The organism is Microbacterium fluminis (assembly GCF_051549805.1).
Lineage (GTDB): Bacteria > Actinomycetota > Actinomycetes > Actinomycetales > Microbacteriaceae > Microbacterium.
In genome coordinates, this window is the sequence record NZ_CP196042.1 from 2819316 (window position 1) to 2833975 (window position 14660).

At 70.9% G+C, this 14660-nt stretch carries 15 protein-coding genes; 1 reads left to right on the forward strand and 14 read right to left on the reverse strand.

Features of this window, described 5'->3' with window-relative positions; all coding sequences use genetic code 11:
- Positions 1–24: 24 nt before the first annotated feature.
- The 9 genes from ACSJDX_RS13630 to murC form a co-directional block, all read right to left on the reverse strand.
- Entirely contained in the window at positions 25–945 is a 921-nt protein-coding gene (locus ACSJDX_RS13630) for an RluA family pseudouridine synthase (RefSeq protein ID WP_438353184.1), read from the reverse strand.
- A gap of 1 nt (position 946) precedes the next feature.
- Positions 947–1606 carry a signal peptidase II gene (gene lspA, locus ACSJDX_RS13635; protein WP_438353185.1) on the reverse strand — a complete coding sequence of 220 codons (660 nt, stop codon included), beginning with the start codon at positions 1604–1606 and terminating at the stop codon, positions 947–949.
- 9 nt (positions 1607–1615) lie between these two features.
- The gene (locus ACSJDX_RS13640) at positions 1616–2221 is read right to left on the reverse strand and encodes a DivIVA domain-containing protein (protein ID WP_438353186.1); all 606 of its coding nucleotides are present in this window, start codon (positions 2219–2221) and stop codon (positions 1616–1618) included.
- Positions 2222–2316: 95 nt separating this feature from the next.
- Positions 2317–2619 (reverse strand): YggT family protein, encoded by a 303-nt coding sequence (locus ACSJDX_RS13645; protein WP_438353187.1) that lies wholly within the window; start codon positions 2617–2619, stop codon positions 2317–2319.
- A 10-nt stretch (positions 2620–2629) separates the two neighbouring features.
- Positions 2630–3091 carry a cell division protein SepF gene (locus tag ACSJDX_RS13650; RefSeq protein ID WP_438353188.1) on the reverse strand — a complete coding sequence of 154 codons (462 nt, stop codon included), beginning with the start codon at positions 3089–3091 and terminating at the stop codon, positions 2630–2632.
- 32 nt (positions 3092–3123) lie between these two features.
- Complete coding sequence (locus tag ACSJDX_RS13655) at positions 3124–3804, reverse strand: YggS family pyridoxal phosphate-dependent enzyme (RefSeq protein WP_438353189.1); 681 nt, start codon at positions 3802–3804, stop codon at positions 3124–3126.
- A 2-nt stretch (positions 3805–3806) separates the two neighbouring features.
- The gene (ftsZ, locus tag ACSJDX_RS13660; protein WP_438353190.1) at positions 3807–4958 is read right to left on the reverse strand and encodes a cell division protein FtsZ; all 1152 of its coding nucleotides are present in this window, start codon (positions 4956–4958) and stop codon (positions 3807–3809) included.
- 173 nt (positions 4959–5131) lie between these two features.
- The gene (locus ACSJDX_RS13665; RefSeq protein WP_438353191.1) at positions 5132–6085 is read right to left on the reverse strand and encodes an FtsQ-type POTRA domain-containing protein; all 954 of its coding nucleotides are present in this window, start codon (positions 6083–6085) and stop codon (positions 5132–5134) included.
- A 6-nt stretch (positions 6086–6091) separates the two neighbouring features.
- Positions 6092–7525 carry a UDP-N-acetylmuramate--L-alanine ligase gene (gene murC, locus ACSJDX_RS13670; protein WP_438353192.1) on the reverse strand — a complete coding sequence of 478 codons (1434 nt, stop codon included), beginning with the start codon at positions 7523–7525 and terminating at the stop codon, positions 6092–6094.
- 195 nt (positions 7526–7720) lie between these two features.
- On the opposite strand from murC, the gene ACSJDX_RS13675 reads away from it, so the two are divergent.
- A complete protein-coding gene (locus ACSJDX_RS13675) occupies positions 7721–8092 on the forward strand; it encodes a GntR family transcriptional regulator (protein ID WP_438353193.1) in 372 nt (123 codons plus the stop codon).
- 109 nt (positions 8093–8201) lie between these two features.
- Here ACSJDX_RS13675 and ACSJDX_RS13680 read toward each other — a convergent pair whose 3' ends face one another.
- From ACSJDX_RS13680 to ACSJDX_RS13700, 5 genes are read right to left on the reverse strand one after another with little or no spacing between them, the layout of a single operon-like run.
- A complete protein-coding gene (locus ACSJDX_RS13680; RefSeq protein WP_438353194.1) occupies positions 8202–9305 on the reverse strand; it encodes a UDP-N-acetylglucosamine--N-acetylmuramyl-(pentapeptide) pyrophosphoryl-undecaprenol N-acetylglucosamine transferase in 1104 nt (367 codons plus the stop codon).
- A complete protein-coding gene (gene ftsW / locus ACSJDX_RS13685; RefSeq protein ID WP_438354994.1) occupies positions 9302–10606 on the reverse strand; it encodes a putative lipid II flippase FtsW in 1305 nt (434 codons plus the stop codon). The genes ACSJDX_RS13680 and ftsW overlap by 4 nt, the downstream gene beginning before the upstream one ends.
- Positions 10578–12113 carry a UDP-N-acetylmuramoyl-L-alanine--D-glutamate ligase gene (murD, locus tag ACSJDX_RS13690; RefSeq protein ID WP_438353195.1) on the reverse strand — a complete coding sequence of 512 codons (1536 nt, stop codon included), beginning with the start codon at positions 12111–12113 and terminating at the stop codon, positions 10578–10580. Before murD ends, ftsW begins: the two co-directional genes overlap by 29 nt.
- On the reverse strand, positions 12110–13216 hold the full coding sequence (gene mraY, locus ACSJDX_RS13695) for a phospho-N-acetylmuramoyl-pentapeptide-transferase (protein WP_438353196.1): 1107 nt from the start codon (positions 13214–13216) through the stop codon (positions 12110–12112). Before mraY ends, murD begins: the two co-directional genes overlap by 4 nt.
- Positions 13213–14637: a UDP-N-acetylmuramoyl-tripeptide--D-alanyl-D-alanine ligase gene (locus ACSJDX_RS13700; protein WP_438353197.1), complete on the reverse strand. Its 1425-nt coding sequence runs from the start codon at positions 14635–14637 to the stop codon at positions 13213–13215. Before ACSJDX_RS13700 ends, mraY begins: the two co-directional genes overlap by 4 nt.
- Between the last annotated feature and the right edge of the window lie 23 nt (positions 14638–14660).

Below are 14660 nucleotides of genomic sequence, written 5' to 3' on the forward strand. Positions count from 1 at the left end.
GCATCCGACACCGGCAACGGGTGCTCAGTCGGCGCGCAGCACGTCCAGCGCGTGGACGAAGTCGGCAGGATACGCGGAGATGAAGGCGACCCGCTTCCCGGTGGCGGGGTGGGCGAAGGCCAGACGGTGCGCGTGCAGCCACTGCCGGGTCAGGCCCAGCCGTGCAGACAGAGTCGGGTCCGCACCGTACAGCGGATCGCCGACGCACGGATGCCGGTGGGCGGCCATGTGCACGCGGATCTGATGCGTGCGCCCGGTCTCGAGGTGCACTTCGAGCAGGGAGGCCCCAGGGAACGCCTCGAGAGTCTCGTAGTGCGTCACCGAGTCCTTGCCGTCGGGGGTGACCGCGAACTTCCACGAATGCGAGGGGTGGCGCCCGATGGGCGCGTCGATCGTCCCGACGAGCGGATCGGGATGTCCCTGCACGACGGCGTGGTAGATCTTCTCGACCTCGCGCTCCTTGAACGCGTGCTTCAGCGCGGTGTACGCCCGCTCGGACTTGGCGACCACCATGAGCCCGCTCGTGCCCACGTCGAGGCGGTGCACGACACCCTGGCGCTCGGCAGCCCCCGTCGTGGCGACGCGTACCCCTCCGGCGGCGAGGGCACCCAGCACGGTCGGACCCTCCCACCCCACGGAGGGATGGGCGGCGACGCCGGAGGGCTTGTCGACCACGACGATGTCGTCGTCCTCGTAGACGATGCCGAGGTCGGGCACGGCGAGCGGGATCACCTCGGGGGCGCGACGGTCCTCCCACTCGACCTCGAGCCACGCTCCGGCCGCGACGCGGTCGGACTTGCCGATCACGCGGCCGTCGAGGCGGACGCCGCCGGCTTCGGCGACCTCCGCGGCGAACGTCCGCGAGAAGCCCAGCATCTTGGCCAGCGCCGCGTCGACACGGGCGCCGTCGAGCCCGTCGGGGACGGGGAGAGTGCGGCTCTGCACGTCAGCGCCCGCCGTGCGGCGCCGTGCGATCCGGACAGTCGTGGTCGGGGGTCTCGTCCGAGCCGTCGTCGGAGGACGTGCTCTCGGCCGTCACCTCTTCGGAGGCGGCCGTGTCCGTCGGCTCGTCGTCGACCTCGGCGGCGCGGCGCGGCTCGCGCGTGCCGTCGAGGTGCAGCCCGCTGAACACGAGCACCGCGACGCCGATCATCATCGTGACGATGAACATGTCGGCGACGTTGTAGATCGCCGGCATCATCCACGGCGTGTTGATGAAGTCGACCACGTGGCCCACCGCGAAGCCGGGCTCGCGCAGCAGACGGTCGGTCAGGTTGCCCAGCACCCCGCCGAGGAGCAGTCCGAGCAGGATCGCCCAGGCGCGCGAGCGGATGCGGCGCACGGCGAGCCAGACGATGGTGATCGCCACCGCGGCCAGGGCGATCGTGAAGATCCACGTGACGCCCTCACCGAGCGAGAACGCCGCGCCGGAGTTGCGGACGAGGTAGAAGATCAGGAAGTCGCCGAGGATCTTCACCGGCTGCTCCGGTGGAAGGTTCTCGATCGCGAGGTACTTGGTGAACTGATCGGCGGCCAGCACGATCGCCGCCAGAGAGGCGATGATCGTGCCGGCCGCCGCCGTGCGAAGGGGGGCTCGGCCTGTCAAAAGACCGGCTCAGAGGCCGATGGCCGAGACCGGCGTTGCTCCGGAGGCCGTCGTGGTGGTCTCGAGGTCGCGGAGCTTGCCCTCCATCCAGCTGCGCAGCTGGGTGCGGTAGTCGCGCTCGAACTGACGCAGCTCGGTGATGCGCGACTCGAGCACGCCGCGCTCCTTCTCGAGGCGGGCGATCTCGTCGCGACCCTTGGCTTCTGCCTCGGCCACGATCGACGCGGCCTGGGCCTGGGCCTCGGAGACGAGCTGGTCGCGCTTGGAGACGCCCTCGGCCACGTGCTCGTCGTGCAGGCGCTGCGCGAGCTCGATGATTCCGGCGCTGGCCGCGGCCGGTGCCGAGCCCTCGGCGGGAGCCTGCTCGATCACGGGAGCGGCCTCGACGACCGGTGCCGGCGCCTCGGCGACGGGAGCGGCTGCGGCGGCGGGAGCGGCCTCGCCGGACTCGAGCGCGGCGACCTTGGCCTTCAGCTCGTCGTTCTCGGCGATGGTCTTGCGCCACTCGACGACGATCTCGTCGAGAAAGTCGTCGACCTCGTCGGGGTCGAAGCCCTCCTTGAAGCGCACGTGCTGGAACTGCTTCGTGACGACGTCATCCGGGGTCAATGCCATGGTTCTTCCTCTTTCGAGAGTGTCAGGTCGCGGGCCGGGAGCAAGGTCGGGGTTCCGCGAGACGGCCACCGTATCAGGACAGCATATCCGGCGGTTCAGGCCCTCGCGAGAGAGCCGGTCACGCTCAGGAGCACGAAGCAGAGAAGCATCGTGATCGCGAAGGCGAAGTCGATCGCGATGGCTCCCACACGCAGCGGAGGGATGAAGCGGCGCAGGAGCCGGATGGGTGGATCGGTCACGGTGTAGACGATCTCCGCCGCGACCAGCCCCGCGCCGCGCGGACGCCACTCCCGATTCAGCATCGGCATCCACTCGAGGATGAGCCGAACGAGCAGAACCAGGACGTACAGGAGGATGAGCGCGTTCAGGACCGAGGCGATCAGGCCGACGATGTTCACACAGGCAAGACTACGGCTGCGCGAAGGCGACCGACTCCGGGTCGGCCTGCGCGACGCCGCCTTCGCCCGAGATCGCGACGTTCTCCGGCGACAGCAGGAACACCTTGCTGGTCACTCGCTCGATGCGCCCGTAGAGGCCCAGCGACAGTCCGCTGGCGAAGTCGATGAGACGACGCGCGTCGGCGTCGCTCATCTGGGAGAGGTTGATGATCACCGGGATGCCGTCGCGGAAGTTCTCGGCGATGACCTGCGCGTCCCGGTACTGCTTCGGGTGCACGGTGAGGATCTCGCTGACCGCGCTGGGCGCGGGCTGGCGCACGACGGTCGGGCGGTGGATGGGGGTCACGGGTGCTGCCCTCTCGACGACGGCCTCGAACTTGCGACCGCGCGGCTGCGGGGTCTCCTCTTCGTAGACCTCTTCCTCGTCGGCGAGGCCCAGGTACACCATGGTCTTCTTGAGCGGGTTCGACATCGCATCCTCCGTTGTGCTCGTCTGCTTCGAGGTTAACCGCGGTCGGGCCGCGGGCCCGTGATTGCGGACCCGATCCGCAGGTGTGTCGCGCCGGCGGCGACCGCCATCTCGAAGTCGGCGGTCATCCCGGCCGAGATCCACGTCGCGTCGGGCACGACGGCGCGCAGTCGCTCGGAGTATCCGTGCAGCCGTGCGAATGCCGCGGCGGGCGCCTCGTCGAGCGGCGCGACGGCCATCACTCCGCGCACGCGGAGGCTGCGGCATCCGGTCACGTGTTCGGCGAGCCGTTCGAGGTCGTCGGGCACCACGCCGCCGCGGCCCGAGTCGTCGGTGAGGTTGATCTGCAGCAGGACGTCGAGCGGGTCGCCGCCGACCGCGTCCAGCGCGTCGGCGAGGCGCGCGCGGTCGACGGTGTGGACGACGGATGCCGCAGCCCGCACCGCCCGCGCCTTGTTGGTCTGCGCCTGCCCGATGAAGTGCCGGCGCAGTCCCTCGAGCGCGGCGGTCTCGGCCGCTTTCGCGGTGAGCTCCTGCTGCCGGTTCTCGCCCACGTCGCGCACGCCGAGGCGGTAGAGCTCCTCGACGAGCGCGACGGGGTGGAACTTGGTCACCACGATGCGCGTGATGTCCGAGGCGTCCCTGCCCGCGGTGCGGGCCGCGTCGGCGATGCGTGCATCGACGTCCGCGAGCCGCTCGGCCAGCTCTGCGGGCACGCTTACTTCAGGAAGTCGGGGATGTCGAGGTCGTCGTCGCCGAACGCCGAGTCGTAGCTCGAGTCGGAGGCGGCGACCACCGAGACCGACTCCTTGCCGGAGTCGTCGGAGGTGTACTCGCGGGCGACCTCCTCGGCGGGCGTCTCGGGCACGATGGGCGCGACGACCGGACGGGCGGCGGGCACCGCATCGATCCGGAGCGACGGCTCGCCGCCGTCGAAGCCCGCCGCGATGACCGTCACGCGCACCTCGTCGCCGAGCGTGTCGTCGATGACCGTTCCGAAGATGATGTTGGCCTCGGGGTGCGCGGCCTCCTTGACGAGCTGCGCGGCGTCGTTGATCTCGAAGATGCCGAGGTTCGACCCGCCCTGGATCGACAGGAGCACGCCGTGCGCGCCTTCGATGGAGGCCTCGAGGAGCGGCGATTCGACGGCGAGCTCAGCCGCCTTGATCGCACGGTCGGCGCCGCGGGCGGAGCCGATGCCCATGAGAGCGGAGCCGGCACCCTGCATGACCGACTTGACATCGGCGAAGTCGAGGTTGATGAGGCCGGGCGTGGTGATGAGGTCGGTGATGCCCTGCACACCGGCGAGGAGCACCTGGTCGGCGGTGGCGAACGCCTCGATCATCGAGATGCCACGGTCGCTGATCTCGAGGAGGCGGTCGTTGGGCACGACGATGAGGGTGTCGACCTCTTCCTTGAGCTTGCCGACGCCGGCCTCGGCCTGACTCTGACGGCGACGGCCCTCGAACGAGAACGGCTTGGTCACGACGCCGATCGTGAGCGCACCGATCGACTTGGCGATCTTGGCCACGACGGGCGCGCCGCCGGTGCCGGTGCCGCCGCCCTCGCCGGCGGTGACGAACACCATGTCGGCGCCGCGGAGCGCCTCTTCGATCTCCTCCGCGTGGTCCTCGGCGGCGCGACGTCCCACCTCGGGGTCGGCGCCCGCCCCGAGTCCGCGGGTGAGTTCGCGTCCGACGTCGAGCTTGACGTCGGCGTCGCTCATCAGCAGCGCCTGCGCATCGGTGTTCACGGCGATGAACTCGACGCCGCGAAGGCCGAGCTCGATCATGCGGTTGACGGCGTTCACGCCGCCGCCGCCGACGCCGACCACCTTGATGACGGCGAGGTAGTTCTGGTTCTGGCTCATGCCGGCCTCCGTGCCCTGGACCTGTAAACCTTCAACCTCTAGTAGAGGTGTAAAGTATTGCTCGGTATGCAATTCCTGACTCGAAGGTATGCGGCAGGGGTCGAGGCATCCGGAACGTCCTCAGCGTGTCGCGACATCGGATCGGCAACACGTCGTTTTCGCGTGTCCACCCGTCAGCGGATGACGATCGCCTTCGACGACGACACGTCGTAGCTGGTCACCGATGCCGGTGGGCGGGCGACCATCGCCCGCGCGAGGACGGTCGCCTTCGCGGCGGAGTCGTCGGCCGATCCCCACACCACCGTCGTCTTCGTGCCGCCGAGGGTGAACGCGACGTCGTCGGGGGTGGAGGCGGTCACCGTCGTCACCTGCGCACGGATGTCGGGCGGCAGCGAGCGCATCACCCTGCCCGCCGACGTGAAGGCCGGCGACCCGACGCCCGCGCTGATCTCGAGGAGCGGCTGACCGGGTGGCGGGGTGGCCGCGGTCGAGAGCGCGACGCCGGCGGCATCCACGACGGTGAAGCCGGCCGCCGACTGCACGACTCCGACGGGCGTGCGCTCCACGATGCGCACCACGAGGTCGTGCGGCGGTCGCGCCTCGAGGGCGTAGGACTCCACGAGCGGGAAGCCGACCAGCGCCGCCTTGATTGCGCTGGAGTCGACCGAGGCCAGGGGCGTGCCGAGCTGGCCCGAGAGGGCCGCCTCGACGTCGGACGCATTCAGCTGCGCGGTGCCCACGACGGTGATGCGCTCGACGCCGAACAGCGGACTGTACGCCGCCGCGAAGGTGAGAGCCACCAGGACGCCGACGGATGCCGCGGCCCCCAACCAGATCGCCCGTCGCCGTCGCTGGCGCTGCGTGAAGCGCCGCACCTCGGCCCGCAGGGCCTTGCGCCGCGCACGGGCGGCGCGCCACACCTGGCGCACGCCGACGCGGCCGTCGGAGGACGCAGCGGGCTCCCCCGGACCGTCGACCCCGGTCGGTCCGACGGCGCCGGCGACGTCGGAGGTCTCGTCGATCGCCGCGCGTGAGGGCTCCGGCTCGGCCGCCTCTGCGCGCGCACGACGTTTCGGCGCCGCCTTCGCCGGCGTGGGTGGCGACGGGAGCGGGCTCGGCCGGCGCACGGGAGGCTACTCCCCTGCGGCGGCGGACGACGGGGTACCCGAGGCGTCCGTCCGCGCGAGAGCATCGAGCACCTGCGGGATGATCAGGTTCACGTTCCCGCAGCCGAGGGTGACGACGTAGTCGCCGTCGCGCGCGACCGCGGCGGTGTAGTCGGCCGCGGCCTGCCAGTCGGCGACGAAGTGCACGCGCTCGGGGTCGGCGAACGCCTCGCTGACGAGTGCCCCGGTCACGCCGGGGATGGGGTCTTCGCGGGCGCCGTACACGTCGAGGACGACGGTGTGGTCGGCGTAGTGCTCGAGCACCCCGGCGAACTGGTGCGACATCAGCTGAGTGCGGGAGAACGTGTGAGGCTGGTGCAGCGCGATGATGCGGCCGTCGCCGACGACGGTGCGGGCGGCCGCGAGCGCGGCGGCGACCTCGGTGGGGTGATGGGCGTAGTCGTCGTAGACGCTCACACCGCGCACGGTGTCGTGCAGCTCGAACCGGCGGGCGGTGCCGGCGAAGCCCTCGACGGCGCGCACGGCCTCCTCGAGGCCGTATCCGAGGCCGATCAGCACCGCGACGGCACCGGCGGCGTTGATCGCGTTGTGCGCACCGGGGACGGCGAGCCGCCCGTCCACGGTCACCCCGTCGTACGTGAGGCGGAACGCCACCGCGCCGTCGGTGCGGATGTCCGAGACCCGGACGGTCGCGGCATCCGACTCGCCGAACGTCACCACGTCCGAATGGGTCAGTCGCTCCGTCACGCGCCGGGCGCCCGGGTCGTCGGCCGAGATCACGACCTGCTCGCGCGCCTCGTTGGCGAAGCGGGCGAACGCGTCGACGAAGGCGTCGTCGCTGCCGTAGTGGTCGAGATGGTCGGGGTCGACGTTGGTGATGAGCGCGATCGAGGTGTCGTACAGCAGGAACGTGCCGTCGGATTCGTCGGCCTCGATCACGAACAGCTCGTCCGAGCCGATGCCGCTCGACACGCCGAGCTCCGCGATCACGCCGCCGTTGACGAAGGCCGGATCGGTGCCGAGCCGCTGCAGCGCGGTCACGATCATGCCGGTCGACGTGGTCTTGCCGTGCGCGCCGGCCACCGACACCAGCCGGCGGCCTCCGATCAGCCAGTGCAGCGCCTGCGAGCGGTGGATGACGTGCAGTCCGCGCTGCTTCGCGAGAACGAACTCGGGGTTCTCGGGCCAGATCGCCCCGGTGTGCACGACGGTGTCGACGTCATCGCCGAGGTTCGCGGCGTCGTGCCCGACGAAGACGGTGGCGCCCGCCGCCTCGAGCGCGCGCAGACCGGGGCTGTCGGCGCGGTCGGAGCCGGAGACGCGGATGCCTCGGGCCAGGAGCATGCGCGCCAGGCCCGACATGCCCGATCCGCCGATGCCGATGAAGTGCGCGGCACGGATGTCGTCGGGGATCGGGAGGCTGAGGTCGGGCTTGATCATGGCCTCTCGATCCTAAGTCGGCGGCCTGAGCACGGGCTCGTGGCGCGCCCGCGAGCGTTGTGTTGACACATTGATACGAACGCGGTACAAAAGAGTCGTGGAGCAGATCGACATCCAGCGCGTGCTGAACACGCTCATCACGATCGCCGTGACCGGCGTCGGCATGGGTCTGCCCGCCGCGGAAGGAGGATCGCTGTGATCCGCATCGACCCCGCCTCCCCCGTCCCGCCGTTCGAGCAGCTGCGCGCGCAGCTCGTCGACGCCGTCTCGTCCGGCGAACTCGTGCCGGGCGAGCGCCTGCCCACCGTGCGCAAGCTCGCCGAGGATCTCGGGATCGCGCCGGGCACGGTGGCCCGCGCGTTCCGGGAGCTCGAGGCATCCGGTTTCATCGAGACCCGCGGGCGCAACGGCTCGTTCGTCGCACCGCAGGGCGATGCCGCACGACAGCAGGCGCAGCGCGCCGCGACGGCGTACGCGGAGCAGATCCACGCCCTGCGTCTCGACCCCGACGAGGCGCTCGCGCTCGTCGAGGCCGCATTGCGCGCGGGATCCCCGGTCACGGCCTGATTCCGCGCGGTCCGGAACACGGAGTTCGGACGAGCGGAGGCCCGTCGCCCCGTGCAGGAGCCGCCGCCGGTCCGATCTCCGAATCCCGGACCGCCCGGGCACTGCGGATCTACCGCGCGCGCGCCTCGTCGATCAGGGCGAGGACGTTCTCGGTGCCGTGGCGCTCGCCGGTGGTGGCCGCCGCATCCGTCATCGCTCGCCGCGCATCGGCGTCGCCCAGCAGCAGCACGATCTCGGCGCGCACGCGATCGGCCGTGAACTCCGCGTCGGGGATGATGCGCGCCGCGCCCGCCGCGACGGCCGATCGGGCGTTGAGCGCCTGCTCGCCGTTGCCCACGGCGTAGGGGACGTACAGGGCCGGAAGGCCCAGCGCGCTGATCTCGCTCACCGTCGCCGCTCCGGCGCGCGAGACGACGAGGTCGGCCGCCGCGAATGCGAGGTCCATCCGGTCGACGTAGCGGCGAAGGGCATAGCCGTCCGCATCCGGGTCGGCCAGCTGCGAACGGTCGCCCGTGACGTGCAGCAGCTGCCATCCGGATTCCAGGATGCTGCGCCACGCCGCGCCCTCGCCCTCGCCGAAGGCGGCGTTCAGCCGGGCCGCGCCCAGCGAGCCGCCGAAGACGAGCAGCGTCGGGCGCTGCGGGTCGAGCCCGAAATGCGCCGCAGCCTCGGCGCGGGTCGCCGCCCGGTCGAGGTCGACGACCTCGCGCCGCAGCGGCATGCCCACCACCCGCGCACCACGCAGCGCGGTTCCCGGGAAGGCGACTCCGGATGCCGCAGCCCACCGCGCTCCGAGGATGTTCGCCAGTCCGGGCCGGGCGTTGGCCTCGTGCACGACGAACGGCACGCGGGCGCGGCGTGCCGCGACGTAGGCGGGAGCCGAGGCGTAGCCGCCGAACCCGACCACGACGTCGACGCCGCGCTCGGCGAGGAGGCGGCGCACCTGACCGACCGCGCGTCGGAAACGGTTCGGGAAGGCCACGGCGTCCCGGTTCGGCCGCCGGGGGAACGGCACCTTGTCGACGAAGAGCAGCTCGTATCCGCGCGCGGGAACGAGGCGGGCTTCGAGCCCCTCGCGGGTGCCGAGCACCAGCACGTCGGCGTCCGACTCACGCGCGCGCAGCGCGTCGGCGACGGCCAGCAGCGGGTTGACGTGGCCGGCCGTGCCACCGCCCGCCAGGAGATAGACGGGGGCGGCGGGCGAGGAACTCACCCGGGAATCCTCGCATGATCGAACGGGACGGGCGTGCTCGAGGCCTCGGCCCGGGACGGACGGGACCGGTTCGAGGCGCGCGAGGAGCGGGAGGTCCGCGGCGGCGCCGGCTCCTGCCTCGCGGGCAGCGACCGGGCGAAGGCGAGCAGCACCCCCGAGGCCAGCAGCACCGACAGCAGCGACGTGCCACCCTGCGACATGAACGGGAGCGGCACGCCCAGCACCGGGAAGACCCGCAGCACGACGCCCACGTTGATGAGGGCCTGGCCGACGATCCACACCGTGATGCCGCCGGCCACGATCCGCACGAACGAGTCGTCGGTCTTGCGGATGACGTGGAACGCGCCGACGGCGAACAGTGCGAACAGCACGAGCACGACGAGGCATCCGATCAGTCCGAGCTCTTCTCCGACGATCGCGAAGATGTAGTCGTTGGCCGCCGCCGGGAGCCAGTCGTACTTCTCCTTGGAGTTGCCCAGACCCAGACCGAACACCCCGCCCGACGCGAGCCCCCAGACGCCGTGCAGCGACTGGTAGCAGGTGGTGAGGTAGCAGTCGGCCGAGTCGGGGGTGAAGAGACTGAGGATGCGCTCGCGGCGGTTGTCGCTGGTGAACGCGAAGCCGGCGACGGCGACGACGGCCACAAGCAGCGGCAGGATGAAGATGCGCAGCCGCACCCCCGAGAAGAACAGCGCTGCCAGCACGATCAGGAACAGCACCATCGCGGTGCCGAGGTCTCCGCCGGCGAGCACGGTCGCGATCACCAGACCGCCCACCGGCACCACGGGAATGAACACGTGCGACCACGACCGCAGCAGATCGCGCTTGCGGTAGAGCACGGCGCCCAGCCACAGCGCCAGGGTCACCTTGAGGAACTCCGACGGCTGGAACTGGAATCCGGCGATCTGCACCCAGTTCTGGTTGCCGTACGACGACACGCCGAGTCCGGGCACGAACACGAGAAGTTGGAAGACGGTGGCGCCGATCAGCGCCGGCCACGCGACCTTGCGATAGAACGACACCGGGAAGCGGCTCATCACGAACATCAGCGGGATGCCGATCACGGCGAAGATGCCCTGCTTGACGACGTGATCGAACGGGTCCTGTCCGCTGTTGGTGGCCGAGGTGGCCGAGAGCACCATGACGAGCCCGAAGCCGGTGAGCAGCAGCGTCGTCGAGGCGATCAGGAGGAACTCGCTCGGCACCGGCGCGAACACACGGCCGAGCGACACGCGCGCGGCGAGTCCGCGGCGGGCGTGCGCGGACTCGGCGTCAGTGTCCGCCGGCGTCGCCCGGGGCATCCGTGCCATCGGATCCCCTCCCGGTCCGCTCCCTCACCGCGGCGGCGAATCGCCGCCCGCGATCGGCGTACGAGTCGAACTGGTCGAAGGATGCCGCGGCGGGGGCGAGAAGCACGACGTCCCCGTCACGGGCGACCTCGTGGGCCAGTGCGACGACGCGCGCCATGACCTCCTCAGTCTCAGCGGTCTCGACCTCGAACACGGGCACCGCCGGCGCGTGTCGCGCGAACGCCGACACGATCTCGGCGCGGTCGACGCCGATCACGATCGCGGCCTTCGCTCCGGCGCCGCGGCCGGCCACGAGCGCGCCGATGTCGACGCCCTTGAGGAGCCCGCCGACGATCCACACGGCGCCGGGATAGGCGGCGAGGGAGGATGCCGCGGCGTGCGGGTTCGTCGCCTTCGAGTCGTCGATCCACGTAATCCCGCCCGCGACCGCGACGACCTCGATGCGATGCGGGTCGAGGCGGAAGTCGCGCAGCGCGGTGCGGATCGCGGCCGGCGCGACGCCGAGCGCACGGGCCAGAGCGCTCGCGGCGAGCACGTTGGCGACGATGTGCGGGGCGGCGAGCCCCTGCCCGGCGAGGTCGGCGACGGTGGTCAGTTCGAGCGCGCTGGTGCGGCGGTCGTCGAGGAACGCGCGATCGACGAGGATGCCGTCCACGACCCCCAGGTCGCTCGGGCCGGGCACGCCGAGATCGAACCCGATCGCGCGGGCGCCCTCGACGACGTCGGCGTCCTCGACCATTGCCCGGGTGGCGGCATCCGACTTGTTGTAGACGCACGCGAGACGCGTGTTCTCGTACACCACGGCTTTCGCGTCGCGGTAGGCCCCGAACGACCCATGCCACTCGAGGTGGTCGTCGGCGAGGTTGAGGCACACGCTCGCCGCGGGCGACAGCGGCTCGGGGCCGGTCTGCAACGAGAGGTACCAGAGCTGGTGGCTCGACAGCTCGACCACCAGCGCATCGAAGCCGGCCGGATCGCGCACCGCGTCGAGCACCGGGGTGCCGATGTTGCCCACCGGGGCGGCACGCAGCCCGCCGGCGAGCATCATGGTGGCCGCCAGCCGGGTCGTGGTGGTCTTGCCGTTGGTGCCGGTGATGAGCACCCAGTCGGCGGGCGTGCCGTCCGGCCGCAGCACCTTGTCGCGCACGCGCCAGGCCAGCTCGATGTCGCCCCACAGGGCGATGCCGCGTTCGCGGGCCCAGACGACGAGCGGATGCCGCGGCGCGAACCCCGGCGAGGCGATCACGAGCTCGGGATCGAAGTCGACCAGCTCGGGCGGAACCTCGTCGAGCGGCCCGATGCGCAGGCGGGCACCGATGACCGGCACGAGCCGCGAGTACTCCTCCGACGCCGAGGCGCTGAGCACGAGCACGTCGGCGCCGAGCTCGGCGAGGGTGTCAGCCACGGAGAAGCCGGTGACCGACAGCCCGAGCACGGCGACCCGCAGGCCCTTCCAGTCCGCGTTCCAGCTGGTCAGGGAGTCGAGACGGGTGCTCATGCGCGGGAGAGCCACTCGACGTAGAACAGTCCGATGCCGGTGACCGCCAGCATCCCGGCGATGATCCACATGCGAACGACGATCGTGATCTCCGGCCACCCGCGCATCTCGAGGTGGTGGTGGAACGGACTCATCAGGAACAGCCGCTTGCCCCGGGTGAGTTTGAAGTAGGTGCGCTGGAGCAGCACCGAGCCGGGACCGATGATGTAGACGCCCGCGACCAGCACACCGAGCAGCTCGGTGTGGGTGAGGATCGACATCGACGCGATCACGCCGCCGATCGCCATCGAGCCCACGTCGCCCATGAACACCTTGGCCTTCGGGGCGTTCCACCACAGGAATCCGACGAGCGCCGCCGAGAACGACGCGGCGATGATCGCCAGATCGAACGGGTCGCGGGTGATGTAGCAGGCCTGGAGCGCGGTGTTGGCGCGGTCGCTCGCGCAGACCTGGTTGAACTGCCAGAACGCGATGAGGCTGTATGCGCCGGTCACGAACACGCCCGTTCCCGCCGCCAGTCCGTCGAGACCGTCGGTGAGGTTGGTGCTGTTGGACCACGCCACCCCGATGAACGACACCCACGCGAGGTAGAGCAGCCATCCGACGATCGGGCCGAGCGCGAACAGCGAGAGCACCGAGATGTCGCGGAAGAGCGAGATGTACGGCGAGGCCGGCGTGTAGCCCATCATGTTCGGGAAGTTGAGGGCGACCACCGCGAACGGTGCGGTGACGATGACCTGCCCGATCACCTTCGGCCAGCCGGTGAGACCGAGGCTGTGCTGGCGCTTCACCTTCATGTAGTCGTCGATGAAGCCGACGGCGCCGAAGCCGACCATCATCCACACGACGAGCCAGCCCGAGATCGTGGGCGGATTGTTGCCGGTGTAGCTGCCGACGAGGTAGCCGACGATGGTGCCCACGATGAAGATCGTCCCGCCCATCGTGGGCGTGCCGCGCTTCTCGCCGTGCGAGGGGTTGCGGATGTCCTCCGGGGTGCGGATCACCTGGCCCCAGCCCCATGTGCGGAACAGCCGCACGAACACGGGGGTGAGGAAGAGAGTGAACGCGAGGGAGATCGCCGCCGCCGTCAGGAGTGATCTCACGAGAACGATTCTCCCAGACGATCGCCGAGGAACCGGAGCCCGGCGGAGTTGGAGGACTTCACCAGCACACGGTCGCCGTCCCGCAGCTCGGTGAGCAGGTAGTCGAAGGCCTCGTCGGCCGAGGCGAAGTACACCGCCTCGCCGTCCCACGATCCCTGGCTGATCGCCTCGAGGAACATGCGCCGCGCGTCCGCTCCGACGATCACGATGCGCTGGATGCCGAGGCGCACCGCCAGCAGCCCGACCCTGTCGTGCTCCTCCTCGGCGTACTCCCCCAGCTCGCTCATCGCGCCGAGCACGGCCACGGTGCGTTCGTGCGGGGACGTGATCTGCGCGAGCGTGCGCAGCGCCGCGGCCATCGAGTCGGGGCTGGCGTTGTACGCGTCGTTGATGATGCGCACGCGTTCGGAGCCGAGCGGCTGCATGCGCCAGCGCTCCGCGATCTCGACCTGCTCGACGCGGTCGACGGCGTCCTGCGGACGCACGCCGAGCGCGGTCGCGGCGGTGATCGCGGCGAGGGCGTTCATCACGTGGTGCTCACCGAGGACCCGCAGGTGCAGAGGCATCCGCTCGCCGTCGACCGACACGATCGACCGGGTCCCCGATGCGGAGACCTCGACGTCGTCGGCGCGCACGTCGGCGGGCGCGACGCTGGCGCCCCGACCGAACCACCACACCGCGATGTCGCGGTCGGCGGCGATCGCGGACATCGAGGCGACCCGCGCGTCGTCGGCGTTGAGGACCGCGATCCCCCCGCGCCGGGTCGCGTGCACGAGCTCGGACTTGGCCGCGAGGGTGGCCTCGATGCCGCCGAACCCGCCGGCGTGGGCGAGCCCCACCATCAGCACCACGCTCAGATCGGGTTCGACCAGCCCGGCGAGGCGCGCGATGGCGCCCGCGGCGCTGGCACCGAACTCGCAGATCAGGAAGCGGGTGCTCTCGGTGACCCGCAGCATGGTCAGCGGTGCGCCCACCTCGTTGTTGAACGACGCGCGCGGCGCAACGGTCTCGCCCTCGTCCTCGAGGATGCGGGCGAGCATGTTCTTGGTCGTCGTCTTGCCGTTCGACCCGGTGATCCCGACGATCCGCAGCCCTCCGCCGGCGCGCACGCGGGCGACGACCTCCCGGGCGAGGTCGGCGAGGGCGACGACGACGTCGGGGACGACGATCTGACTGACGGATGCCTCCGCGACGGGCCGCTCGACGATCGCGAGGGCGGCTCCGGCCGCAGTGGCCGACGGGACGAAGCGGTGCCCGTCGGTCACCTCGCCGGGCTTCGCGACGAAGATGTCGCCCGGTCCGATCAGACGCGAGTCGGTGTCGACGGTCCCGGATACGACCGTATGGGGGGTGTCGGAGCCGACGGTGCGCAGGTCTCCCCCGACGGCGCGGGCGATGTCAGTGAGAGTGAGGGCGATCATGGGTTCTTCCGACCTGCGCGGAC

What these genes read in the sequence shown, in the direction of transcription:
- ACSJDX_RS13640 (WP_438353186.1), bottom strand. Translation starts at nt 2,221, where the DNA reads ATGGCATTGACCCCGGATGACGTCGTCACGAAGCAGTTCCAGCACGTG.
- ACSJDX_RS13650 (WP_438353188.1), bottom strand. Translation starts at nt 3,091, where the DNA reads ATGTCGAACCCGCTCAAGAAGACCATGGTGTACCTGGGCCTCGCCGAC.
- ftsZ (WP_438353190.1), bottom strand. Translation starts at nt 4,958, where the DNA reads ATGAGCCAGAACCAGAACTACCTCGCCGTCATCAAGGTGGTCGGCGTC.
- murC (WP_438353192.1), bottom strand. Translation starts at nt 7,525, where the DNA reads ATGATCAAGCCCGACCTCAGCCTCCCGATCCCCGACGACATCCGTGCC.
- ftsW (WP_438354994.1), bottom strand. Translation starts at nt 10,606, where the DNA reads ATGCCCCGGGCGACGCCGGCGGACACTGACGCCGAGTCCGCGCACGCC.
- murD (WP_438353195.1), bottom strand. Translation starts at nt 12,113, where the DNA reads ATGAGCACCCGTCTCGACTCCCTGACCAGCTGGAACGCGGACTGGAAG.
- ACSJDX_RS13700 (WP_438353197.1), bottom strand. Translation starts at nt 14,637, where the DNA reads ATGATCGCCCTCACTCTCACTGACATCGCCCGCGCCGTCGGGGGAGAC.